At 65.4% G+C, this 23,569-nt stretch carries 19 protein-coding genes; 10 read left to right on the forward strand and 9 right to left on the reverse strand.

The window, feature by feature from the left end:
- Nucleotides 1-4 precede the first annotated feature (4 nt).
- Both ACNO8X_RS26655 and ACNO8X_RS26660 read left to right on the forward strand, forming a co-directional pair.
- Nucleotides 5-772, forward strand: coding sequence for an enoyl-CoA hydratase family protein (locus tag ACNO8X_RS26655; protein WP_418003435.1), 768 nt, complete (start codon nucleotides 5-7; stop codon nucleotides 770-772).
- A gap of 90 nt (nucleotides 773-862) precedes the next feature.
- Nucleotides 863-1,450, forward strand: a complete 588-nt coding sequence (locus ACNO8X_RS26660) for a DUF1707 SHOCT-like domain-containing protein (RefSeq protein WP_418003436.1) — start codon at nucleotides 863-865, stop codon at nucleotides 1,448-1,450.
- A 137-nt stretch (nucleotides 1,451-1,587) separates the two neighbouring features.
- Here the strand turns inward: ACNO8X_RS26660 and ACNO8X_RS26665 are convergent, their stop codons facing one another.
- A complete protein-coding gene (locus tag ACNO8X_RS26665) occupies nucleotides 1,588-3,555 on the reverse strand; it encodes a VWA domain-containing protein (protein ID WP_418003437.1) in 1,968 nt (655 codons plus the stop codon).
- Entirely contained in the window at nucleotides 3,548-4,924 is a 1,377-nt protein-coding gene (locus tag ACNO8X_RS26670) for a sigma 54-interacting transcriptional regulator (protein WP_418006046.1), read from the reverse strand. Before ACNO8X_RS26670 ends, ACNO8X_RS26665 begins: the two co-directional genes overlap by 8 nt.
- Before the next feature lie 94 nt (nucleotides 4,925-5,018).
- On the opposite strand from ACNO8X_RS26670, the gene ACNO8X_RS26675 reads away from it, so the two are divergent.
- A complete protein-coding gene (locus tag ACNO8X_RS26675) occupies nucleotides 5,019-6,032 on the forward strand; it encodes an alpha/beta hydrolase (protein WP_418003438.1) in 1,014 nt (337 codons plus the stop codon).
- Between the two features lie 161 nt (nucleotides 6,033-6,193).
- Entirely contained in the window at nucleotides 6,194-7,081 is an 888-nt protein-coding gene (locus tag ACNO8X_RS26680; RefSeq protein WP_418003439.1) for a hypothetical protein, read from the forward strand.
- A 98-nt stretch (nucleotides 7,082-7,179) separates the two neighbouring features.
- Here the strand turns inward: ACNO8X_RS26680 and purH are convergent, their stop codons facing one another.
- The 5 genes from purH to sfnG form a co-directional block, all read right to left on the reverse strand.
- Nucleotides 7,180-8,748, reverse strand: a complete 1,569-nt coding sequence (gene purH / locus ACNO8X_RS26685; RefSeq protein ID WP_418003440.1) for a bifunctional phosphoribosylaminoimidazolecarboxamide formyltransferase/IMP cyclohydrolase — start codon at nucleotides 8,746-8,748, stop codon at nucleotides 7,180-7,182.
- Entirely contained in the window at nucleotides 8,745-9,374 is a 630-nt protein-coding gene (purN, locus tag ACNO8X_RS26690) for a phosphoribosylglycinamide formyltransferase (protein ID WP_260932779.1), read from the reverse strand. The genes purH and purN overlap by 4 nt, the downstream gene beginning before the upstream one ends.
- 9 nt (nucleotides 9,375-9,383) lie before the next feature.
- A complete protein-coding gene (locus tag ACNO8X_RS26695; protein ID WP_418003441.1) occupies nucleotides 9,384-10,907 on the reverse strand; it encodes a DUF6350 family protein in 1,524 nt (507 codons plus the stop codon).
- A gap of 76 nt (nucleotides 10,908-10,983) precedes the next feature.
- Nucleotides 10,984-11,913 carry a DUF5336 domain-containing protein gene (locus ACNO8X_RS26700; protein ID WP_166651472.1) on the reverse strand — a complete coding sequence of 310 codons (930 nt, stop codon included), beginning with the start codon at nucleotides 11,911-11,913 and terminating at the stop codon, nucleotides 10,984-10,986.
- A 129-nt stretch (nucleotides 11,914-12,042) separates the two neighbouring features.
- On the reverse strand, nucleotides 12,043-13,173 hold the full coding sequence (gene sfnG, locus ACNO8X_RS26705) for a dimethylsulfone monooxygenase SfnG (RefSeq protein WP_043390781.1): 1,131 nt from the start codon (nucleotides 13,171-13,173) through the stop codon (nucleotides 12,043-12,045).
- 185 nt (nucleotides 13,174-13,358) lie between these two features.
- Here sfnG and ACNO8X_RS26710 point away from each other — a divergent pair, with 185 nt between their 5' ends.
- Nucleotides 13,359-14,210 (forward strand): LLM class F420-dependent oxidoreductase, encoded by an 852-nt coding sequence (locus tag ACNO8X_RS26710; protein ID WP_418003442.1) that lies wholly within the window; start codon nucleotides 13,359-13,361, stop codon nucleotides 14,208-14,210.
- Nucleotides 14,211-15,785: 1,575 nt separating this feature from the next.
- On the forward strand, nucleotides 15,786-16,121 hold the full coding sequence (locus ACNO8X_RS26715; RefSeq protein ID WP_418003443.1) for a hypothetical protein: 336 nt from the start codon (nucleotides 15,786-15,788) through the stop codon (nucleotides 16,119-16,121).
- A 71-nt stretch (nucleotides 16,122-16,192) separates the two neighbouring features.
- Here ACNO8X_RS26715 and ACNO8X_RS26720 read toward each other — a convergent pair whose 3' ends face one another.
- Nucleotides 16,193-17,722 carry an acetyl-CoA acetyltransferase gene (locus ACNO8X_RS26720; protein WP_418003444.1) on the reverse strand — a complete coding sequence of 510 codons (1,530 nt, stop codon included), beginning with the start codon at nucleotides 17,720-17,722 and terminating at the stop codon, nucleotides 16,193-16,195.
- A gap of 433 nt (nucleotides 17,723-18,155) precedes the next feature.
- Between ACNO8X_RS26720 and ACNO8X_RS26725 the strand changes: the two genes are divergently transcribed.
- The 4 genes from ACNO8X_RS26725 (at nucleotide 18,156) to ACNO8X_RS26740 (ending at nucleotide 22,426) form a co-directional block, all read left to right on the forward strand.
- Entirely contained in the window at nucleotides 18,156-19,607 is a 1,452-nt protein-coding gene (locus ACNO8X_RS26725) for a hypothetical protein (protein ID WP_418003445.1), read from the forward strand.
- Nucleotides 19,608-19,623: 16 nt separating this feature from the next.
- Complete coding sequence (locus ACNO8X_RS26730; protein ID WP_418003446.1) at nucleotides 19,624-20,148, forward strand: hypothetical protein; 525 nt, start codon at nucleotides 19,624-19,626, stop codon at nucleotides 20,146-20,148.
- 83 nt (nucleotides 20,149-20,231) lie between these two features.
- Complete coding sequence (locus ACNO8X_RS26735) at nucleotides 20,232-21,344, forward strand: ATP-binding protein (RefSeq protein ID WP_418006047.1); 1,113 nt, start codon at nucleotides 20,232-20,234, stop codon at nucleotides 21,342-21,344.
- Nucleotides 21,323-22,426 (forward strand): MarR family transcriptional regulator, encoded by a 1,104-nt coding sequence (locus ACNO8X_RS26740; protein ID WP_418003447.1) that lies wholly within the window; start codon nucleotides 21,323-21,325, stop codon nucleotides 22,424-22,426. Before ACNO8X_RS26735 ends, ACNO8X_RS26740 begins: the two co-directional genes overlap by 22 nt.
- Before the next feature lie 237 nt (nucleotides 22,427-22,663).
- On the opposite strand, the gene sucD is transcribed toward ACNO8X_RS26740, so the two are convergent.
- Nucleotides 22,664-23,566, reverse strand: a complete 903-nt coding sequence (gene sucD / locus ACNO8X_RS26745) for a succinate--CoA ligase subunit alpha (protein WP_020099021.1) — start codon at nucleotides 23,564-23,566, stop codon at nucleotides 22,664-22,666.
- Nucleotides 23,567-23,569 lie beyond the last annotated feature (3 nt).

Raw genomic sequence — 23,569 nt, forward strand, 5'->3', positions numbered from 1 at the left:
CCTCATGACCGCACTGGTCCATTACTCCGTCGAAAGTGGTGTCGCCCGGCTGACGCTGGACTCACCGCACAACCGCAATGCGATGTCGACCGCGCTGGTGGACCAGTTGCGGCAGGGCCTCACCGATGCCGCTGCCGAGCCCGGCGTCCGGGTGGTGGTGCTGGGCCACACCGGCGGCACCTTCTGCGCCGGGGCCGACCTGAGTGAGGCGGCCGGGCGCGACCCCGGCGACCTCGCGACCGCCCGGGCCCTGGAGGCGGCGCGGTTGCTGCGGTCGATCCTCGAGCTGCCCGTTCCGGTGATCGCCGCGATCGACGGTCACGTCCGGGCCGGCGGCATGGGACTGATCGGTGCCTGCGACCTGGTGGTCGCCGGCACCGCCAGCACCTTCGCGCTCACCGAGGCCCGGATCGGGGTGGCTCCGTCGATCATCTCGCTGACACTGCTACCGAAGATGACGGCCCGCGCGGCCGGTCGCTATTTCGTCACGGGCGAGAAGTTCGGCGCCGAGGAGGCCGAACGGATCGGGCTGGTGACGGTCGCGACCGACGACGTGCCGGCCGCGGTCGCGAAGCTCACGGACGAGATCACCAAGGGCTCACCGCAGGGCCTGGCCACGTCGAAGGCGCTGACCACGGCGTCGATCCTGGCTGATTTCGACCGCGACGCCGAGAAGCTGGCCAAGCAGTCGGCGAAGCTGTTCGTCTCCGACGAGGCGCGCGAAGGCATGATGGCCTTCCTCCAGAAGCGGCAGCCGAACTGGAATAAGTGATCCACATCCCGTAACGGATCCGACATCGATGCGGCCACAGTTTGCAACATCAGCCTTGCAAGTCCCTGTGATCGTCGTAGGCTCGACTTGATGAGCACCCCAGGTTCGCGCGCACAGATGCGCGTCGTCGATACCGACCGGATACAGGTCGCTCACCTCCTCAGCGACGCGGCCGCGCAGGGACGGCTGCCGATGTCCGAATACGAGGACCGGCTGAACCGCGCCTATTCCGCGCAGACGTACGCCGAACTGTCGAAGCTGAGTTCCGACCTGCCGTACATCACCACCGCGCCGTGGGAAGCGGGCGGCGAGTGCCACCCCGCACCCTCGACGCTGTTGTTGGCGATCATGAGCGGATTCGAGCGGCGGGGCCGCTGGAATGTGCCGCAGCGGCTGACGTCGTTCTCGTTGTTCGGCGGCGGCGTCATCGATCTGCGGTACGCCGATTTCACGTCACCGGACGTCGAGATCCACTCGTACTCGATCTTCGGCGGGCAGACCATCCTGCTGCCGCCGGAGGTCAACGTCGACGTGCACGGCGTCGGTGTGATGGGCGCGTTCGACCACCTCGGGCAGCAGGGCACCCCCGGCGCCCCGCGCGTCACCATCCGCGGCTTCTCCCTGTGGGGCCGCGTCGGCATCAAGTCCAAGAAGCGCAAGCCACTCGAGTCCTCCTAACCGCGAGCGTGCGTGTTTGTACGCGACACACCGTGGATTGCGTGCCAAAACGTCCCCGTCATCGCCGGCGAGCGTGGCGTTCTTGTATGCCGATGGCGGCGTGTCGGACGTAGACACGCACGCTCGTGAAAAGCAATTCAGCGGCGACGACGCCTTGACCGCAGGTAGTCACCGACCACCGCGGCACCCAACCCGTCCAATTCGGGTTCCACGACGCGACCTTCGACGCGCCGGGCCACCTGGTCGATGAACCGGGCCAGGCCTGGATCGCTCCCCAGCCGGAAGATGGTGATCTGCGCGCCCATTCGGGCCACCTCGTCGAAGCTGCGCACCGTGAAGGCGATGGTGCGCGGATGCGGCGGGTAGTCGAAGAACGTCTCGGTCCCGTTGCGGTACTGCTCCAGGTGGGCCGTCGGCTCGCCGTCGGTGACCACCAGGATGACCGGCTGCGCATTGGGATGACGACGCAGGTGCCGGGCGGCGAGCAACAGCGCGTGGTGCAGGTTGGTGCCCTGTTCGTAGACGCCTTCCAGCCCGGTCAACTCGGCCGCGGACACCGTGCGGGCGTGCCGGCCAAAAGCGATGATCTGCAACGCATCTGACCGGAACCGGGTGCTCACCAGATGATTGAGCGCCAGGGCGGTGCGCTTCATCGGCAGCCACCGGTTCTCCATCACCATCGAGAACGAGGTGTCCACCAACAGCGCCACCACAGCCTGGGTGCGGGTCTCGGTTTCTGAGATCTCCACATCGTCGACGCTGATCCGCAACGGCCCGTCGGGGTCCGTGCCCGCCTGCCGCAGCACCGTGTTGGTCAATGTGCGCGTGACGTTCCACGGCTCGGTGTCACCGAACTGCCAGGGCCGGGTGGCCCCGGTCAGCTCTCCGGCCGCACCGGCCCGACGAGTGTCCCGCTCGCCGTGGCGGCCGGAAAGCTGTTGCGCCACATCACGCAGCGCCGCCTGACCGAGCTGGCGCATGGCCTTCGGCGACAACCGCCACTGCCCGTCGGAACCGCGATCGAGGAAGCCCTGATTCATCAGGGTGCGTTCCAGTTCCGCCAACGCCCGCGCGTCGACGGCGGCCTCATCGCCCAGCTGCCGGGCGAGCATGTCCAGATCGACGTCGTCCATCTGGGCACCGGCGTAACTCTGCGAAAGTTGTTCCGCCAGTTGCTCCAACTCGGCGATGTCCGCCATCGCCTGGGCGGCCTCCCCCATGCCCAGCGGGTTGTTTCCCGTGAAACTCCGCTCCCCGGTCCAGTCCTCGCCGGGGCGGGCGGCCTGCAGGTTGCCGTCGAGTCGGTCGAGCGCGTTCATCAACGACGGCGACCCGAATGCCTGCTGTGCCAACGCATCCAGCTCGGCGCGTTGATCGGGCGACAGGCTGTTGCGGAAGCGCTGCGCGGCCGCGGCCCGCTGCGCCAAGGAGTCCAGCAGCTCGTCGACGTTCTGCGGATTCTCCGGGAAGAACTGGCCGTGCTTGGCCATGAAATCCTGGAAATCCTGTTTGGTGTCTTCGCCTTTGGCGTGCTTCTCCAAGAGGTTGTTCAGGTCGTCGAGCATGTCATTGACGGCCTGACGGTCCTCGTCGGTGGCATTCTCCAGCGCGTCCTTCATGCCGGCGAACCGTTGGTCCAGCATCTCCCGGCCGAGCAGATCTTTGATCTGCTCGTACTTCTGCCGGGCCTCCGCCGAACGCCAGTCGTATTCGGACAGCTCCTGCACGGCCTTGGCCGGCGACGGCGACAACGACTCCAACTGCAGTTCGCCGAACCGCGCGTCGTCGTCGAGCGCCCTGGCCAGTTCCTTGCGCTCGGCAAGCACGGCCTCGTCTAGCAGTTTCTTGATCTCCTGCAGGGTGCCGTCAAGGTTGTTGCGCGACAGCAACTCCCGACGACGCCGGTTGGCCTCGGCGGCCAGCCGGTCGGCACCGCGCATGTTCTGGGTACCGCGACGCAGTAGTTCGGACAGGGCGCGCCGGGGCGACGCGCCTTCCATGACGTCCTGGCCGATCTGCTCCAGCGCCTCCCTCAGGTCGACGGGGGGCGCCAGCGGATCCGGGCCGCCGGTGTAGCGCGAATACCGCGAGAGGTGTTCAGCCATAAACCGTTTCGCCGTCGTCGGAGGTCTTGTCGATGCGCTTGGCCAGATACAGCGCTTCCAGCGCCAGCTCGACGGCCGCCGCCCGCTCGCCGTCGGACTGGGCATCGAGCCGCTCAGCGATCGCCTCGATCACCGGCAGGTCGGGCAGCGCGGCCAGGACGTCCTTGGCCGACACCCGCTCCCCCGTCGTCACCGGCGAGTCCCCTTCCACCGCAGCGACCAACGACCCGACATCGATGCCGCCGAGCAGTCGCTGTGCGGTGTCGGCGGTGGCACGACGCAGCAGGTGTTCCAGCACCGCCTGCTCGCGCCCCTCCTCACCGGATTCGAATTCCAGCTTGCCGCGCAGCACGCCGATGATGGTCTGCAGATCGACCACGCGCGCCACCGGGTCCTGTTCACCCAGAATCGCCGAACGGTGCTGAGCCGCAGCGCCGACGGTTTCGGCAGCGGCGATAGCGAAGCGGGCCGAGACACCGGAGCGCTGATCGATCGACTGCGACTCGCGCAGGTACCGCGCGAAGCGGCCCAGGATCTGGAGCAGGTACCCCGGAACCTCGGCGGCCAGGTGGGCCTCCTGCTTGATCACCCCAACTTCGGCATCGAGCTCCAGCGGGTAGTGCGTGCGAATCTCGGCGCCGAAGCGGTCCTTGAGCGGCGTGATGATGCGGCCACGGTTGGTGTAGTCCTCGGGGTTGGCGCTGGCCACCACGAGCACGTCGAGCGGCAGCCGCAGGGTGTAGCCGCGGACCTGGATGTCGCGCTCCTCCATCACGTTGAGCATCGCGACCTGGATGCGCTCGGCGAGGTCGGGCAGCTCGTTGATCGCGACGATGCCGCGGTGCGCCCGCGGGATGAGGCCGTAGGCGATGGTCTCCGGGTCGCCCAGGCTGCGTCCCTCGGCCACCTTGATGGGGTCGATGTCGCCCACGAGATCGGCGACGCTGGTGTCCGGCGTCGCCAGCTTCTCTGTGTAGCGCTCGCTGCGGTGCTTCCAGGTGATGGGCAGGTCGTCGCCCGAATCCGCGGCCCGACGGATCGACTCGGGCGTGATCGGCGAGTAGGGGTGCTCACCCAGCTCCGAGCCCGCGATGACCGGGGTCCATTCGTCCAGCAGTCCGACCAGACCGCGCAGCAGGCGGGTCTTGCCCTGTCCGCGCTCGCCGAGCAGCACGACGTCGTGCCCGGCGATCAGCGCGCGCTCCAGCTGCGGCAGCACGGTGTCCTCGAAGCCGAAGATGCCGGGCCACACATCCTGGCCGTCAGCCAGTGCAGCCAGCAGGTTCTCGCGGATTTCGGTCTTGATGCCCCGTTCCCGGTGGCCCGTTGCTTTCAACGCGCCGACGGTCTTCGGCAGATCGGCTGGCAGGTCGTTAGGTGATGTCACGACCTCCACGCTACGACGGTGCTCCGTGACCGGCAGCACCTTGGGCTCCGGAGCTTTACCCAGTACCCTCGGTATCGTGAACTCGCTCGACTGGACGAACCGCCCCACCGACCTCGAGTTCGGCCCCGCCGCGTGGCAGAGCCGACTGCTCGGCGGGCTGACCGCGGTGTTCGTCCGACCGGTAATTGCCCTGCTCACGCTTGTCGGCATGGTCGTCAACCGGTTCCGTCCCGAGCTGGTGCAGCGCGGTCGCTACGACATCATCGACCCCGCCTTCCGGGTCTTCCGCCCGTTGCCGGGCACCGAGGTGACGCCGATCGCACTGCCCAATTGCCCGGCCGAATGGATCGTCGCGCCCGGCGCACGGGATTCCGATCGGGTGATCGTCTACTTCCACGGCTCCGCGCTGATCACCCTCGGGCTGAACTCGCACCGGCGCTGGGCCAGCAAGCTCTCCGCAGCGACGGGAGCCCGGGTTTTGAACGTCGGCTACCGACTGGCCCCGCAGGCCACGATCGAAGAGGCAGTGAGCGACGGACTCGACGCCTACCGCCTGGTGCTGGCCTCCGGGATGGACTCCACGAAGATCGTGTTCGCCGGCGACTCGGCGGGCGGCCTGATCGCGGCCGACACCGCGATCGCCGCGCGGGACAGCGGTCTGCCGGTGCCCGCGGCACAGGTGCTGCTGTCGGCCCTGACGTCGTCGGACATGAACTTGAAGTACAACGCCATGCTGGAATCACGCGACGTGCTGTTCCCGTTCATGGCGGTGAAGTACATCTACACGGTCTTCGCCACGAAGAACGGCACCCACCCCGTGCCCCAGATGCCCACCGAAGCCGACCTCCACGGCCTCGGTCCGACGCTGCTGCAGATCGGCACCAACGAGATGCTGCGCAACGACTCCTTCGCGCTCGCCGACGCACTGCGGGCGGCCGGTGCCCAGGCCTGGGTTCAGGTGTGGGACGCGGCAATGCACATGTTCCAGCTGAGCTTCGACGTCAACCCGGACGCCCGCAAGGCCGTCTCCGAGATCGTCGCGTTCTTCGAATACGCCACCACTCAGAAACACGACGAGGTCGCCTCCTAGCTGCTCCACCGCCGAGTGGCCAGTTATGCCACGCCTTTTCGTGATTTGCGTGCGATAACTGGCCGCTGAGCGATATCCACAGACCGCGATTCATCCACAGCCCGGCACGAAAGCCCCGCTGGCGCGCCGTTGGTGTCGGACCCGAGTCGCACCTTCGGTGCATGACCACACCATTCCTGGGCACCGAGGCGTTGGCTTCCGGCCACGTATCTCGGCGAGAACTCAACCGCCATCACCGCATCTACCGTGACGTCTACCTCCCGGCCGACGTCACGCTGACCGCGGAAATGCGAGCCAAGGCTGCTTGGCTATGGTCCGACCGTCTGGCGACCATAGGCGGGCTCTCCGCCGCCGCGCGGTATGGCACTCGGTGGGTCGACCCCAGATCACCCGCGGAACTGTTCCGGACAAACGGAAAACCCGTGTCGGGCATCATCATTCACCGCGACGTTCTGTTTCCCGACGAAGTCGATGAAGTGCGCGGTATCCCCACAACCACGCCCGCGCGCACCGGATTCGATCTCGGTCGTCGCAGGGGACGGGAGCGCGCTCTGGTTCGTGTCGACGCACTGGCCAACCAAACCGGAGTCACCGCCAAGGAGATCGATTACCTGATTCCGCGGCATCGCGGAGTTCGCGGCCTGGTTCAATTGCGCGAGATTCTCGAACTGATGGACGGCGGAGCCGAATCGCCACAAGAGTCGAAGACTCGACTGGCGCTTGTCGACGCCGGCCTGCCGAAGCCAGAAGCCCAGATCGTGGTCCACGACGAATTCGGGAAGTTCGTCGGCCGCATCGATATGGGCTACCGAGAGTTCAAGGTCGGCATCGAGTATGACGGTGTCCAGCATTGGGACGACCCTGAGCAACGCGCCAAAGATATCGAGCGGTTGGCCAGACTGCTCGAGGCTGGTTGGGTGATCATCCGGGTCAGTGCCGACATCTTGCGAAACCGACCCCGAACATTCGTCGTGAGAACATGCCAGGCACTACGCGCCGCCGGCGCCGAATGGCCAGCTATTGCACGGATATTAGGCGACCGTGTGTAGAAGCTGGCCACTCGCCATCCAAAACGCCGAGTGGCCAGATACGACACGAATTTTCGCAATTTGCGTGTCGCAACTGGCCACTCGGCGGGATGACTGACCTAGTGGGCGAAGTGCCGAGCGCCGGTCAGGTACAGCGTGATCCCGGCGGCGGCAGCGGCAGCGGTGACTTCGTCATCGCGGACCGAACCACCCGGGTGCACAATGGCTTTCACGCCGGCGTTGGTCAGGGTCTCCAGGCCGTCGGGGAACGGGAAGAAGGCGTCCGACGCGGCAACAGCGCCGCGCACCCGGTCACCGCCCCGCTCGACCGCGAGCCGCGCCGCGTCGACCCGGTTCACCTGGCCCATGCCGACACCGACGGTGGCGCCGTTGGTGGCGACCACGATGGCGTTCGACTTCACGGCACGGCAGGCGCGCCAGGCAAACACCAAGTCGGCCAACGTCTCTGGGTCGGCCGGGGAGCCGGTCGCCAGGGTCCAGTTGGCAGAGTCATCGCCCGCCGCGTCGAGCGCGTCGCGCTGCTGCACCAGCAGACCACCGCTGACCTGACGGAACTCGGTGCCGCCGGGCTGCGGCTCGGAAGCCACCAGGATGCGAATGTTCTTCTTACGGCTCAGGATTTCGACGGCACCCGGCTCGAATGCGGGAGCGACGATCACCTCGGTGAAGATGTCGGCGACGGTCTCGGCCATCTCCTCGGTCACCGCCGTGTTGGCCGCAATGACGCCGCCGAAGGCGCTCAGGGGATCGCACTCATGCGCCTTGCGGTGCGCATCGGCAACCGAGATCGACGACACCGCAATGCCACATGGGTTGGCGTGCTTGATGATCGCCACGCAGATGTCCTCGTGGTCGAACGCCGCCCGCCACGCCGCGTCGGCATCGGTGAAGTTGTTGTAGGACATCTCTTTTCCGTGCAGCTGCTCGGCCTGCGCGAGCCCCGGCCAGCCGGCGTCGTCGCTGTAGAGCGCGGCCTTCTGATGCGGGTTCTCGCCGTAGCGCAGCACATCGGAGCGACGCCAGGTCGAACCGAGCCAGGCCGGCATGCCCGCGGCAGACGCCTCGTCATCGCCCGGCACCAGCACCGATCCCATCCAGGAAGCCACAGCCACGTCGTACTCGGCGGTGTGCCGGAACGCCAACGACGCCAACTTCTTCCGCTCTTCGAGCGTGAAGCCACCGGCGTTGACGGCAGCCAGCACACCGTCGTACCCCAGCGGGTCCACGACGACGGCGACGCTCGGGTGGTTCTTCGCCGCGGCGCGGACCATCGACGGGCCGCCGATGTCGATCTGCTCGACGCACTCATCCTCGGAAGCACCCGACGCGACGGTCTGCGTGAACGGATACAGGTTCACCACAACGAGTTCGAACGCCTCGACGCCGAGCTCGTCCAGCGCGGCGAGGTGCTCGGCCTTGCGGGTGTCGGCCAGCAGACCGGCGTGCACGCGCGGGTGCAGCGTCTTGACCCGGCCGTCGAGCACCTCCGGGAAGCCCGTGACCTCTTCCACCGGCGTGACCGGGATACCCTCGGCAGCAATGGTTTTCGCAGTCGACCCGGTCGACACCAGGGTCACTCCGGCCGCGTGCAGCCCGCGGGCCAGCTCTGCCAGACCGGTCTTGTCGTACACGCTGATCAGCGCGCGCCGAATCGGTCGTCGCGTCATCCTATGGCCGCCTTTCGTCCACTCCACGTCACGCCGCGGAGGGCCACCGCGGCGATCACATCTACCAGCAGTCGTCGCTCGACGACCTTGATCCGTTCATGCAGCGACGATTCGTCGTCGCCGTCGAGCACCGCCACCGGCTCCTGCGCCAGGATCGGCCCGGTATCGGTACCGGCATCCACCAGGTGCACCGTGCTGCCGGTGACGCGCACTCCGTACGCGAGGGCGTCGGGCACCGCGTGCGCTCCGGGGAACGACGGCAGCAGCGCCGGGTGGGTGTTCAGTACTCGGCCTTGGAAGCGCGCCAGAAACGTCGGTCCGAGGATCTTCATGAAGCCCGCCGACACCACCAGATCCGGCTCATGGGCGGCGACCGCTTCGGTCAGCGCGACATCCCAGGCGGCCCGGTCGGCGTGGTCGCGCAACCGGGCAGTGAACGTCGCCGCACCAGCCGCCGCGCCGATCTCCAGCGCTTGGCAATCCCGGTCCGTTCCGACCGCCACGACGCGCGCCGGGTAGTCACCAACCGCTGCTGCCAGCACTGATTCGAGCAGCGAACCGGTCCCCGAGGCCAGGACGACGAGCCGCGCCGGCGCAGTCGGGGGCACACGGAGCGGTTGCTGCACGGGAGCAGCCTAGTGGCCGTCGTCGTCGACGACGAAATGCGCCTCAGGGTCCTCGTCAGGGTCGAAGGCGATGTGTTCGCCGATGCGATCGGTGGTGCCGGATTGATACGCCTCGGCCGGCGCTGGGGTCATGTCCGGTTCGGGGCGGGCGGGCCGACGGGGTTCGGCAGGTTTGGCCACCGGCTCAGGATCGGGTGCGGGCGCCGGCTCAGGTGCCGGCTCTGGGGCGGACTCGAACGCCGGACCGCCCGCGAAATGCGAATCGTCGTCAACTTCTACGGCAGCGGCCGGGACGTCGCCGAACAGCACCTCGGTCACGGGTTCGTCGTCCTCGACGACCTCGGCGTCCGCCGGTTCGTCGTCATCCGGTTCTGCCACCGGCGCGACGGGCACCGGCCGCTCCGGCCGACGCGTCAGACCGCCGGCCATCGCCACCGTGAGACCGCCGATCGACACGAACCAAAGGAACACACCCGGCCCGAACGTCGTCTGGTCCACCCCGAGCTCACCGAAGTTGCCCAGGCGACCACTGCCCGCGATCGCGAGCATGACCATCATCACCGCAGCCAGCAGCGACGCCACCGCCAACTTCGCGAACGCAATCGGCCACGGGGCCGGGCGCCGCGCGCACTGCTGCCCCACCGCCACGGCCGAGGCCGCCGCGATGATCAGCAGCGCCACCCACACCGGCCCCAACGGAGGTGACGGCACCGCGGCCAGCACCGGCACGGCGGGGACGTCGCCGCCGAGCACCGTGAACGAGCTGAACGTCGCCAACCCGATGTGCACACTCGAGCCGACGGCCACCGCCGCGGACCCGACCATGACGTTCGGGATGTACAGCGCAGACAGCACGGTCAGGCTGAGCTGGCCGAACACCGAGTCGGTGATCCCGAACAGGTCGTGCATGGTCGACCAGTGCACGACCATCGAACCGACCGCGACCAGCCCAGACAGGCCGAGTAGCGCCAGCACCCCGGCGAGCGCCGCGCGCAGCGCTTCGGGGAGCCAGTAGGGCAGGTGGGCGTCGGTCAGGAGTCGTCCCTGCAGCCGCGAGCCGACGCCGATGGCCGCGCCCACCGCGTGCACAGCCAGCACGCAGCCGAACGCTTGGAGGGCGTTGGGGGTCTGCAGCTCGGTGAGCACCGACGACGCATCGTGGATCACCGCGATTGCGATCGCCGCGATCAGCAAAGGGCCGCCGAGGGCCGACGCGACGATCCACCGGACGACGAACCACGACGCACCCGGCCGCGTCGCCGCCGCCGTGGTGCGGGCGGTGCCCCACACCATCGCCAGGAGCGGGGCCAGCGGCATCACGCCGAGTTCGGCGCCGGCGATCGACACCGGTACGCCGTGCACGCCCAGCCACATGCTGGCCATCGCGCCGAACGCGCCGGTCAGATCGCTATTGGCGATGACCAGCTGGATCAGCGTCAGCGCAGCGATGATCGCCAGGGCGATGCCCGACGGGCCGAACGCAACCCGAAGCAGGTCACGCGCTTGGCGCGTACCGACTGGTCGGTTATCCACTAGCTGGGTCACTCCTCGCGCAGGTCTCACCCGCCGGTTGCGAGTGCCCTAGCGATTATGACGACGCCGGACCCGATTACTGCGGAGCCGGGGGCTGCTGGAAAGTCGTTGTCGGCTCGGAAGCACCCGGAACGCTCGGCGACGAGCCGTACGACGACGATCCGGCGACGGCCTCAGACGCCGACGGCTGCGGGGCCGACGACTGCTGCGGGGCCTGAGACTGACCGGCAGACGACTGCGGCTGACCGAACGCGGGGAATCCGGTGGGAGGGGTCGGCGGACCCGAGTCGACACCGTGCTGCGGCGCACCCTGCTGACCGGTGTAGCCGCCGATGGGACCGTTCTGCGGCTGTTGCTGGTATCCGCCCTGCTGACCGAAGTGCTGGCCGGTCTGCTGGCCGTATTGCTGCTGGGGCTGCTGACCGTAGTACTGCGCCTGCGGGTTGTAGCCCTGTGCCGGTCCGCCGTAGTTGTACGGATCGGGCTGCGGGCGCGGCGCGGGCGGCTGGATGACGCCGGCGTCGAGCAGCAGCGCAGCCACGGCGCTACCGGCCTGCAGCACGGACAGCGCCAGCACGGTGTAGAGGCCCCATTCGACCTCGATGCCCTTGGGTGCCTGCACGATCTCGTTGATCACCAGCAGCAATGCCAGCACCGACAGGATGGCGACCCACGACTTGAAGCTCTTCTGCTTCGGCAGCAGGCTGACGCCGGCGAGCAGCGCGGCCAAGACAGCGACCACGATGGGAGCCTGGGTCAGGATGCTGCCGGTGCCCGCGTCGAGGCCTCCGGCGCCCAGCTGGGGCGCGAAGTTGAACCCGAAGATGAGCAGGCCGAGCGCCGCCACCGCGGTGGTCAGGTACTCCGGCAGTTTGCTCGGGCCGGCCGGCGCGGCGGGCGCAGCCGGGATCTGCTCGGGCAGGCGGTTGAACTGCTGGGTCGGCCCTCCGAACTGGTTGGGCTGCTGGGCGGGCGGATAGCCGGGGTTACCGGGCTGGTACGTCATGACCTCTCCTGTACCTGTCGACTCGACCAACCACGCTAGCGCACTTCATTAAGGGTGCCCTGCATGAGTTGAGCGCGCTGAGCACCGGCCTGACCGGCCGCGACGGCGCTGAGCAAACTTGCCGACGCGTCAGGCCGGGACCCGGACCGGACCCTGCGCCGCGTCCTGTTCCGCCTCCTCGATTTCCCGCACCAACGGCAGCACCTTGGCCCCGAAGTACTCGATCTCCTCCTGGAAATGCAGGAAGCCACCGAGGATCAGATCGACGCCGCGTTTGCGGTAGGCAGCAATCCGTTCGGCGATCTGTTCCGGAGTTCCGATCAACTTGGTACGAAAACCGTCGTTGTACTGCACCAGGTCGTCGAAGCTCGAGTCCGCCCACATGCCTTTCTTGTCGCCGGTGGAGTTGCCGGCCTGCTGCACGGCCTGACGGAACCCCTCGACGGCCGGCCGGTTCGCCTTCGCGACGATCTCCCGGAGGACTTCTTTCGCTTCCTTCTCCGTATCCCGGGCGATGATGAAGCCGTTCAGCCCGAAGCGGACTTCCCGGGCAACCTGGCGGGCGTGGTCGCGAACGTCGACGAGTTGTTCGGTCACACCGTCGAAGTCCTTGCCGTTGGAGAAGTACCAGTCGGCGTAGTAGCCGCCGTTGCGTCGTGCGGCGCTCGAGTTTCCGCCCTGGAACAGCTCCGGGTTGGGGCGGTCTGCCGTGTTGAGCGGCTTGGGCTTCAGCGTGAAGTCGTGGATGCGGTAGAAGTCGCCCCGGAAGTCGACGTCGTCCTCGGTCCAGATCTTGCGCAGCACCTGGAGGAATTCAGCACTGCGGCGGTAGCGCTCGTCGTGCTCCAGCCAGGGCTCGCCCAGGTGCGTGAATTCGTCCTTGAACCAACCGGAGACGACGTTGACGGCGAAGCGGCCATTGGAGAGGTGGTCTGCCGTGGCGCCCAGTTTGGCCAGCACGGCCGGCTGCCACAGACCGGGGTGCACCGCGGCGATGACTTTCAGCCGTTCGGTCGCCAGCAGGAGGGCAAGGCTGAAACTCGTTGACTCGTGCTGGTATTCGGCGCCGTAGCTGGCCTCGTATCGCACCTGGCTGAGGGCGTACTCGAAGCCGTTGTTCTCCGCGGTCTGCGCGAGCTTCTTGTTGTATTCGTAGTTCCAGTCGGTGCGCTGTTCGATGTCACTGGTCACCAGGCCGCCGCTGACGTTGGGCACCCAGTAGGCGAACTTGACGTGGTCGGCGATGCGTTCGGTCGTCATGCGCCCATGTCAGCAAGTGCGCGGCGAGCCGTCGTGGGTAACGTTCGCGGTGAAGTTATCTCGCTTTCGGTTCACTTGGGGTTCGCCGCGGCGGGTTGTCCCAAAATCCCAGGTAATCCGGCTTGATCGGGTTTCTTCGAACCCCCTCTTGCGCCTCGATACTGAAACACGTTCTAATTCAGCGTATGGACTACGGGCTCGTACTTTTCACCAGCGACCGCGGAATCAAGCCGGCCGCCGCGGCCAAATTGGCCGACGACCACGGCTTCACCACCTTCTACGTGCCCGAACACACGCACATCCCGATCAAGCGCCAGGCCGCACATCCCACCACCGGTGACGAGACGCTGCCCGACGACCGCTATATGCGCACGCTGGATCCGTGGGTGGCGCTCGGCTCGGCCGCATCGGTGACATCCAGGGTGCGGCTGTCGACGGCTGTCGCGCTACCCGTCGAGCATGACCCGATCACTCTCGCGAAATCTATTGCCACGCTGGATCACCTATCCGGGGGCCGGGTGTCCGTCGGCGTCGGATTCGGTTGGAACACAGACGAACTCCAGGATCACAACGTGCCGCCGGCCCGGCGGCGCACCATGCTGCGCGAGTATCTGGAAGCGATGCGGGCACTGTGGACCCAGGAAGAAGCCGAGTACGACGGCGAATTCGTGAAGTTCGGTCCGTCGTGGGCGTGGCCCAAGCCCGTGCAGTCGCACATCCCGATCCTGGTTGGGGCGGCCGGCACCGAGAAGAACTTCAAGTGGATCGCCAAGTCGGCCGACGGTTGGATCACCACGCCGCGCGATTTCGACATCGACGAGCCGGTCAAGCTCCTGCAGGACACCTGGGCCGCTGCCGGACGCTCGGGCGCACCGACGATCGTCGCCCTGGACTTCAAGCCGGACGCCGACAAATTGGCGCGCTGGAAAAAGCTCGGCGTGACCGAGGTGCTGTTCGGCTTGCCGGACAGCGACGACGCGACGGTGTCGGCGTACGTCGAGAAGCTGGCCAAGAAGCTGAGCGACTTCGGGATCTGAGGTCCGCGCGCCTTCAGCGTCGGACCTCGCTCTACCCACGCTTCGATCTGGAGCCGTCAAGGTACCTTGACGGCTCCAGATCGTCCTGGCAATTCCCGTCAGGTTCTGCACGCCGGCCGCCATAGACTGACTGTCGTGGGGTGGCTCTTTGACGGGTGGGGCCGTTGTCGATCCTGAAGATTCGCGGCACCAATCTCGATTCCACTCTGTCACTGTGGAATCGATACGGGACGGCGCTCTACCAAATCGAGAACTCAGATACCAAGGATTTGGGGGCGTACTGACGTGCGCGCAGCGCGAGTGGCATTGTTAGCAGCGCTATCAGTTCCGCTTATGGGGTGCTCACTGTTTAGGGAAGGTCCGCACACTCCAGCGGTACCACACGACGTCGAGTTTCCGGACCTCAGCAGCTTTACGCCCGCCGCACCCGCCATGTATTCCCCTGGCACCAAGGATGATCCAGGCCTAGCATTCAGCACACCCAGCGGTCAGCGCTGCTTCTTGTACGCAGACACCAGTTCAGATCCAGCACGTATCGAGTGCAGTGGCCCCATCCCTGGACGAGTTCACGACTGGGCACTGCATATCGAGCGCGGTACCACCGCTAGCGTCGGCGAACTCGTCATCAAATCCGGCCCCGGGATACTTCCCTCCTCCTCCGCCACCAACATTGCCGATCCGGCACGTCGTGAAAGCAGCTCAGGACGACGTCCTATGCGGAGTCCTCGACAACGGATCTGCTGCGTGCCGCATCGGCGCACACGGATTCGTGGCGGCCACTGACAAGCTGACACTCTTCTAGAAGGGTCAGACCGATGAATCTGCTGCGGCACGCCATACGACGTCGGCTTTACGTCGCGACAATATCTCTCGTAGCTGCAGGCGCTTGCGCTCCCGCGGGAACGAATCAACCAGGACCCGACATTTCAGCCCCGTCGTCAAGCCCTGCAGTCGCAGGTTTTCCAGATCTGTCGAGATTCATCAAGGCAGACCAAAGCACCTACTTAAGTAACGGACAACGTTATTCGGGTTACTTTTTTCGAACTCCGAACGGGCTGGCTTGCTCCTCGAACGACTACCCCCAGCCAGAATTTGCACGAATCGTTTGTTGGGGCCCCGTCCCGGGCAGACCCGGCCACTGGGAGATCAACGCAGACAGACGCAGTGCAGCCACCATTAAAGAGATTCCCCCGGATGTATGGCAAGAATCATCAACCGACCCTAAGCCGGTACTACCTATTCACCACGTCCTGAAGCGCCCCATGGATGACCTCGTTTGTGGCATCATCGACGACGGAACGCCAGCATGCAGAATCGGCGATCATGGATTCGTGTTGGGCACCGATCAGTTGACACTTTTCTAGAGTGGCCCAAAGGATGAGTGTTCCCCCTCGAAGTAGCACGAGGCGAAATCTATGTGCGGGAGTAACTCTCATTGCGGCGGTCGCGTGCGCGCCGACTATGCCACCTGCCGAAGTCGCTGAATCCCCAAGCAACTTCCCTGATATCAGCGGCTACGCCCAGGCCGATATAGCCCGGTACGACCAGGCGAATAGACCTCGGTCGCAAGGGTTCATGTTCACGGCCCCAAACGGATTGATATGTGCCAGCAATGCATACCCGGACAACCAGTACGAGAAGGTCGGCTGCCGGGGAGCCCTAGCTTCCGAAGGACCGGGCGACTGGTCAGTAAGCGCCGGTCGATCGTCGGTCAGCACGGTTGAATCCATCACTGGTGATCCCGATTTCCAGCAGGACAAGAACAATCCGCCGCCACTGCTGCCTCCGATGCACAAGCTGACGGCCACCAAGGGCGATGCGATCTGTGCCGTTGACGAGAAAGGTATACCGGCTTGCCGAGTAGGCAATCATGGATTCATCCTGGCGCCAGACAGAACCACACTGTTCTGACGTCCCGAGATTGACGACATGGTCACGGAATCTACTGCGACAACGACCATTTCGCCGATCTCGACGACAGCTCAGGCCAGGACCGCCCGATTGCCCTCGTCGGTTGAGGTGACCACGATTTTCGCTCGCAGCGGTTCGCCGGCGCACAGCAAGGCCATCAGTTCGGCGTCTGTCGTCGTGGCCAAGAACCGGCTGCCATCTGCGTCGAGGCGCCCGATGATGATGCCGGTGTTGGGAGTCCAGTCGTATCGGACGGTGTAGGTCTCGATGGTCGCCGGGCCGTTCGCATACTCGACGACCGCAATCGTCGGCCACGACGCAACCTCGGCACACAATTCGGCACTGTCGTCCGCCGCCCAGTCCGCCGGCTCGGTTGAATAGATGCCGACCGAGAACTTGCTTGCGATGCCGCCGTTCGCTCCGATCAATGCGAATTCGCCTGGGGTTTCCCGCATTCGGGTGACGGCCTCAGCGATGCCGTGCAGCGAGTAGTTGTTTCCCGGGCCGCCGAAGTACGGCAGGCCGCCGGTCAGCGTCAGACCACGCGGGTCGTCAACGGCCAGGTCGACACCGTCGCAGATGTTGAACACCGGGAACGGGAAGCAGCTGTACAGGTCGAACGCCGAAACGTCGTCGAGCCCAATTCCGGCTACCCGCAACGCTTCTTCCACAGCCAGCACCGATGCCGGGCTGGCACCGACGTCGGGACGATCAAGCAGCTTCTGCTCCTTCATGTCCGCATGCCCACGCAAGTAGACCCACTTAGATTCCGGCACACCAAGTTTGCGCGCCGACTCCACCGACATGAGCAGCGCCGCTGCGCCCATGTTGACCTGGTCGCGAGCCACCATGAGCCTCGGATACGGATCGCAGATCATTCGGTTCTTGTCGGTGACGGTGACCAGCTCGTCGACGGTGCGCTCAACCGGCGCCGACGAATACGGGTTCTTGGCAGCGACTTTCGACATCGGGGCAAACAGCTCCCCCATCGCCCGACGGTAGTCCTCGACGGACAGCCCGAGCCGCGCACGGCGGGCGTTGTCCAGCAGGCCGTACTGCACCGGCGCACCGATCAGCCCATGCCGAACGGTGTAGTCGTCGAAGATGCCGTCGTAACCGTAACCACGGTCTTCGAGCTGACCCTCGACGGTCTCCGAGTGATCGGGCTTGTCGTCACGGCCGTCGAAATACCTGAGGCTCGAAGTGTTCTCCGACCCCATGATCATCACGACGTCAGCGCGGCCGGCCACGATCTCACCGGCGAACTCGGTGATCAGATGCTGCGGGCTCTGCCCGCCGATGACTTCCAGCACCGCGCGGGCCGGGTCAGCGCCGATGCGCTGCGCAACCGAGCGCGGGTAGTTGTTGGACTTGCCGAGCGGCGCGGGCGTCCGCCCGGAGATCTCGAACTGGCGGGTGCCGGCGATGGTGTCGATCGCAGCGGCGTCGGCCGCGCCGTCGGCCCCGGTGTCCTGCAGCGCCGCCTGCGCGGCTGCGGTGGCGAGGTCAACCGACGACATCCCGCGGTAGTCGGGGTCCTCCAGTCGCTCGGTGAACTGACCGACACCCACGATCACCGGCGTACGCGGATCGACACCCATTACAAACCTCCAGGCAACTGTTAATTCGATAGGCTAACCGATTGAGGTTCGAGGTCGACAGCACGGGTGGCTGCACATTTCCGTCGGGAGATGCCCGCTGACCGAAGTACGGTTGAGTGATGACTGGACCAAACCTGCGCGTCGACACCGCTGAACTGGAGTCAGCAGCCCGCAAGTTGTCCAGCTTGAGCAGCGACCTGACAAATAGCGCAGTCGTCCACGGGCTTCCGGCCGCTGAGAGTCAAGCCAGCGGTGCCGCCGCAGCAGCCGTAACCGCCGCGGCAGATCACGTGGCCGGGGTCTGCGCAGGTGACCTCAAGGCATTTGGCGACAAATTAGCGCAAGCTGCCAAGTCCTACTCCGCGACGGACTCCGATGGCGGACAGCGTGTGCTGACAACGATGCACACGGACCGATAGCGGAGCAGCCACAAATGGTGGAGATGCCGACGCGCACCAAAGTCGAGAGCTGGAAATCAAACCACTTGGCGAGTGCGGCTGACGCATGGACTCGACAAGCTCACACGGTCGAGGACATTTACAGCAGCGCCCAACAGGCAGTTACCGAACCCACGTGGCACGGTAGTGCCGCCGACAGCGCCCACGACAGAATGTTCAGTGACATCGTCCGCGTGCGGACCGCTATGGAACTGCTCCGCAAGGCCGCGGGCATTGCAAAGAGTGGCGCGGACCTCCTGGCCGGGTTGAAACGCAGCGCCATCGAAGCCATTTCCAACGCCGAGCGCCAGTTCTTTTCCGTGAGCGACAATCTCCGCGTTACCGACCGCATTCCGAAAATCCTGGTCGGCCCACTGCTGATGATCCGTGATCTTGCTCGCGCAGCGATGGAGGCAGATATCCGTGGCAAGGCGCTGAGCCTCGCCGCTGCCGACCAGGAGATCGCAAGTCAGCTAAAGCCAATTGCGACGAGCCTGCGCGAATTCAAGACGGATCAACCTGGAGGTCCCGCCGGACCTGGAGCGTCAGGCGATCCGAAAATCACTGGACCCGCCGGCCCACTCACCAAAGACGACGACAAAGCCGACCTCAATGCCACCATTCCCGGCACCGGCATTGTGATCAGCGGGGATGGACGCAATGGATACCCAACCCTCAACGGCGAACGAAATCCCCTCGACGTCGGGAACCCACGCGACAAAGGTGACCCACTAGGCAAAGACGTCGTGAGACCGTTGCCCACAGGCACAGCCGCTGGGCCGGAGGGCAAGCAATACGCCATGTATGGGGTCGTCCCGTATGCCCGCACGCCGGAGGAAGGGTACGCAGCGGCCGACACGACGGTCGTGGACCTCGCGGACCCCTCAAAGAGCATCGGGGTACTTCGCGGCATCTCGCAAGCGAGCGCCGCGTACGACCCTAAGACCAACCGCATGTATGTCGTGGGAAATCCCGATCCACTCTCGAGGCAACGCATTCTGTATCAGTCCGCCCCGATCGACCCTGCCCACCCAAACGACTGGGTCAACACCGTTCAACCGATCGGACCAATCAACGGCCTACCTGGGGACCGCGAGAACCAGCTGGTGGTTCTCAAAGGTGGAGGCTTCATGCTGGTGGGGTCGGATGCATATAACGACCCGACACGTCATGCAGTCAGCGCAGTAACCGCTGCCACCCCCCAAGGTCTGCTGAATGCGACGCCAACCGACCTATTTCCGCCTTCGCAACACAATTGGCCAGGAGGCGCAGCTCCTTATGGACCTACCGTCGTTGATACGACCTACGATCCTGTCACCGGGAAGGAAAACGTAGAAATACGCGTGAGCACTTGGGAGGCAAAGCCAGGCTGGGTACCAACGCCAGAGCATCCACGTCCTGACTACAACCCGAATACGTATAAGTCGAACGTTACCGTGCAGCACTAACCTCAAGGACGGCTCTGTGAGTATCGCGTACAAATCCCTAATCTTTTTAACATCAACGACTTCCGGTCTCGTCGCTGCGGCCACGGGTCTGACGTCGACGGCGATTGCGACTGCCGCCCCACCCGGATTTCCTGATATCGCCAGCTTTACCCAAGTCAACCCGGCTCCATTCGCCCGTCCGTTGACCCGGGATCAGCGATGGGAAGTCGGCTACCTGTTCTTTCGGACACCTGACGGACTGAATTGCGCAATCGGACCAACGTCCTGGTGCTCGGGTGCAATACCTGGCCTTCCGGCGCAAAAACAGTCGGTATGCCCGTCGGTACACCAAGGTGCGTCGCCCGCCGAATCATTCGCCTTCGGCCAGTCGGACCAACCGTGCCTTCAGACGAATGACACTCTGTTGAACATCGGCCAGAAGCTGACTGATGATGCACACGAAGTTACTTGCGTCGTTGGCACCAACAGCCTCGCCGCCTGCATCAACACCGCCACCAACCACGGCTTCGTTCTCCAGCCCTCGGGCAGCTGGACCTTCTAACCCACGACAATTCCAACGTACAACTACCTAGACGTACATCTAATTCGACGTACAATAGCGCCATGAATTGGCCCATCAGACCCATGTCGCTGGTGGTGGGCGGCGTCGTCCCGCCCGAGAACGTGGTGGGCCGCGTCCGCGAACAGCAGGAAATCCTGGCCAGCCTGCCCGACGGTGGTGCCGCCCTGGTCGGTGACCGCCGGCACGGCAAGACGTCCCTGTCCCGCCTCGTCGCCCACACCGCGCGCCTGCAGGGCCTCACCGTCGTTTCGGTCAGCGCCGAGCGACAGACCTACGCCGAGTTCGTCACCGCCCTCGCTGCCGAACTCGGCCGCGTCGACAACGCACTGCGCCAGGAGGTCGACCGCTGGAAGGTTGCGGTCGGTACCGGGCCGTTCAAGTTCGAGCGGGTCCGCGCCGACGCCGCCCTCGACGATCTACTCCAGCGCGCTGTGGCCCGCACCAAGAATGGGCCGCTGGTGTTGTTCATCGACGAGGTCACGGTGCTGGCCCGCAATCTCGAACGCGAAAAGCCCGGCGGCGGAGACGCATTCCTACATCTGCTGCGCCGGTTCCGTCAGGACAACTCCGGCCGCCTGGCAACCATCCTCTCCGGTTCCATTGGCTTTCACCATGTTTCGGAAGATGCGCTCAGCTCCGTCAACGATATCCGTAAAGTCACGGTCGGACCCATCCGCCACGATCACGCCACGTATCTGGCCGAATGCCTGCTGCTCGGCGCGAACGTCCCGACCACCGACCGGCACCAGGTCGCGGAATCCGTTGCGGCAGCAGCGGAGAACGTGCCGTACTACATCCAGCATCTCGTCGCAGGCGCAGCACGCGAGGGCTCGGTCCAGCCCAACCGCATCGCCGAACTGCTCGCGGCCGCCATCACCGATCCGCACGACCCGTGGGATTTGCGGCACTATCGCGACCGGCTGCGCAACTACTACGGCGACGACGCGCCCGCCATTGCCAGCCTGCTCGATATCTACGCCCATGCCCCAACACCTTTGAGCGTCGATGCAACACTTCAGTTCCTCAAGTCCGAGGGCTCACCCATCAGCGACCGCGACCAGTTGGTGTCGTTCATCGAACGTCTCGAGCAGGACCACTACCTGCGCCGCGTCGGCGACGACGACTGCTTCGCGTCCGGTCTGGTGCAATCGGCGTGGCGGGCCATGAGGCGATGAGCCACCCGGCGTTCTCCCCCGGCACCGTCGACCCCGCCGAACTCGACGCCCGCACCTTCGGCCGCGCCGCACTACTGAAGCGCCTGACGGACCGCATCGTCAGCTCTGCGCAGGACGGCTCCCGCCCACACACCTTGCTCGTCGCGCCGCGCGGCACCGGTAAGACCCACACCCTGCAGGTCGCGATCCACCGCGCATTGAAACAGCGCAAACCCGCGAAAGCCACACTGCTGCTGGCACTTCCAGAGGATTCACTGGCCATCGGCAGCTACCCGGACCTACTCGTCGAACTGCTGCGTACGCAGGGCCCCGAGGTGCACGAGCGAGCGCGGGAACTTCGCGGTGACGCACTGGAACTGGAACGGGAAATCCTCGATCTGGCCGCGGGCCGGATGGTGCTGATCGCCATCGAGAACGCCGACCGCATCTTCGACGCCATCGGTGAAGCAGGTCAGGGCAGCTTCCGGGCGTGGGTCGAAACATCCACCGCGGTACTGGTCTTCGCGACCGCGCCAGCACTGTTTCCGGCAGTCTCGTCGCGCACCCATCCGTGGTACGGGTCGTTCATCATCGAGGAACTACCCGACCTCACCGAGGCTGACGTCGCCGAACTCCTCGCACAGCACGCCCACAGCCGCGAATTGGCCTCGTACGTCGAGACTTCCGAGGGGCACGCGAAGATCGGCGAGGTGGCCCAGATCGTCGGCTGGGCGCCGCGCGTCTGGCAGATCATCGCCGAGACCGTCGACCGAGCCGCATTGGCGAGTGTCACTCCCGCCGCCGATGCAGTACTGGAACAGCTGACGCCGCACTACCAGCAGCTCCTGTGGCAGCTGCCGACCGGTGAACAACGCTTGATCGTCGAACTGGCCCGCGCCGACGGACCACGAACCGTCACCGATCTTGCTGCTGCCGTGGGTATTTCGAATCAGTCGGCATCGGCGGCCTTGGGACGCTTGACGACCGGCGGCTGGGTGCACGCCGCCAAAGCAGACTCCGGCGATCGCCGCGCTACCTGGTACGACCTCAGCGACCCACTGCTGCGCAACTACCTGCACTACCGCGAGCGCCGCCAACGCTGACACCGCGGATGTGTACCTGAGTGCAATCGTGGTTGCGATTCGCCGGTGGTTATTGCAGTCAGGGACCTCTGACGGCCCGCAGAAGTACCTGGATTCAATCGCGGTACCGACGCGCGCCTGGCGATTGACGCTACGTATTTCTCCGGACAGGTTCCCCATTGCGAACGTCAAATGTCTGCCGCCACATACAACAACGCCCCGCACCACCAGGTGCGGGGCATTGCCGAAACTACTGAATTACAGCGACTGCAGGATCTCGCGAGCCAGCGCAGCGGTGGCCGACGGGGTCTTGCCGACCTTCACGCCGGCGGCCTCGAGGGCCTCCTGCTTGGCGGCGGCGGTGCCCGACGAGCCCGAGACGATGGCGCCGGCGTGGCCCATGGTCTTGCCCTCCGGAGCGGTGAAGCCCGCGACGTAGCCGACGACCGGCTTGGTGACGTTGGCCTTGATGTAGTCGGCGGCACGCTCTTCGGCGTCGCCACCGATCTCGCCGATCATCACGATGACCTTGGTCTCCGGGTCCTTCTCGAACGCCTCGATGGCGTCGATGTGGGTGGTGCCGATGACCGGGTCGCCGCCGATGCCGATAGCGGTCGAGAAACCGAAATCGCGCAGCTCGTACATCATCTGGTAGGTCAGGGTGCCGGACTTGGAAACCAGACCGATCGGGCCCTTGCCGGTGATGTTGTTCGGCGTGATGCCGACCAGCGCCTCACCGGGGGTGATGATGCCCGGGCAGTTCGGGCCGATGATGCGGGTCTTCTGACCCTTCTCGACGTTGTAGGCCCACGCGTAGGCGCTGTCCTGCACCGGGATGCCCTCGGTGATCACGACGAGCAGCGGGATCTCGGCGTCGATGGCCTCGATGATGGCGTCCTTCGAGAAGGCCGGCGGCACAAAGGCGATCGACACGTCAGCGCCGGTCTCCTTCATGGCCTCGGCCACCGTGGCGAACACGGGCAGCTCGATGTCGTTGCCGTCCTTGTCCACGTGCGAGACCTTGGTGCCGGCCTTGCGCGCGTTCACGCCACCGACGACCTGGGTGCCGGCCTTCAGCATCAGCTTGGTGTGCTTGGTGCCCTCACCGCCGGTGATGCCCTGGACGATGACCTTGGAATCCTTGTTCAGGAAGATAGACATAAG

The organism is Mycobacterium sp. PDNC021 (assembly GCF_048282635.1).
GTDB classification, from domain to species: domain Bacteria; phylum Actinomycetota; class Actinomycetes; order Mycobacteriales; family Mycobacteriaceae; genus Mycobacterium; species Mycobacterium llatzerense.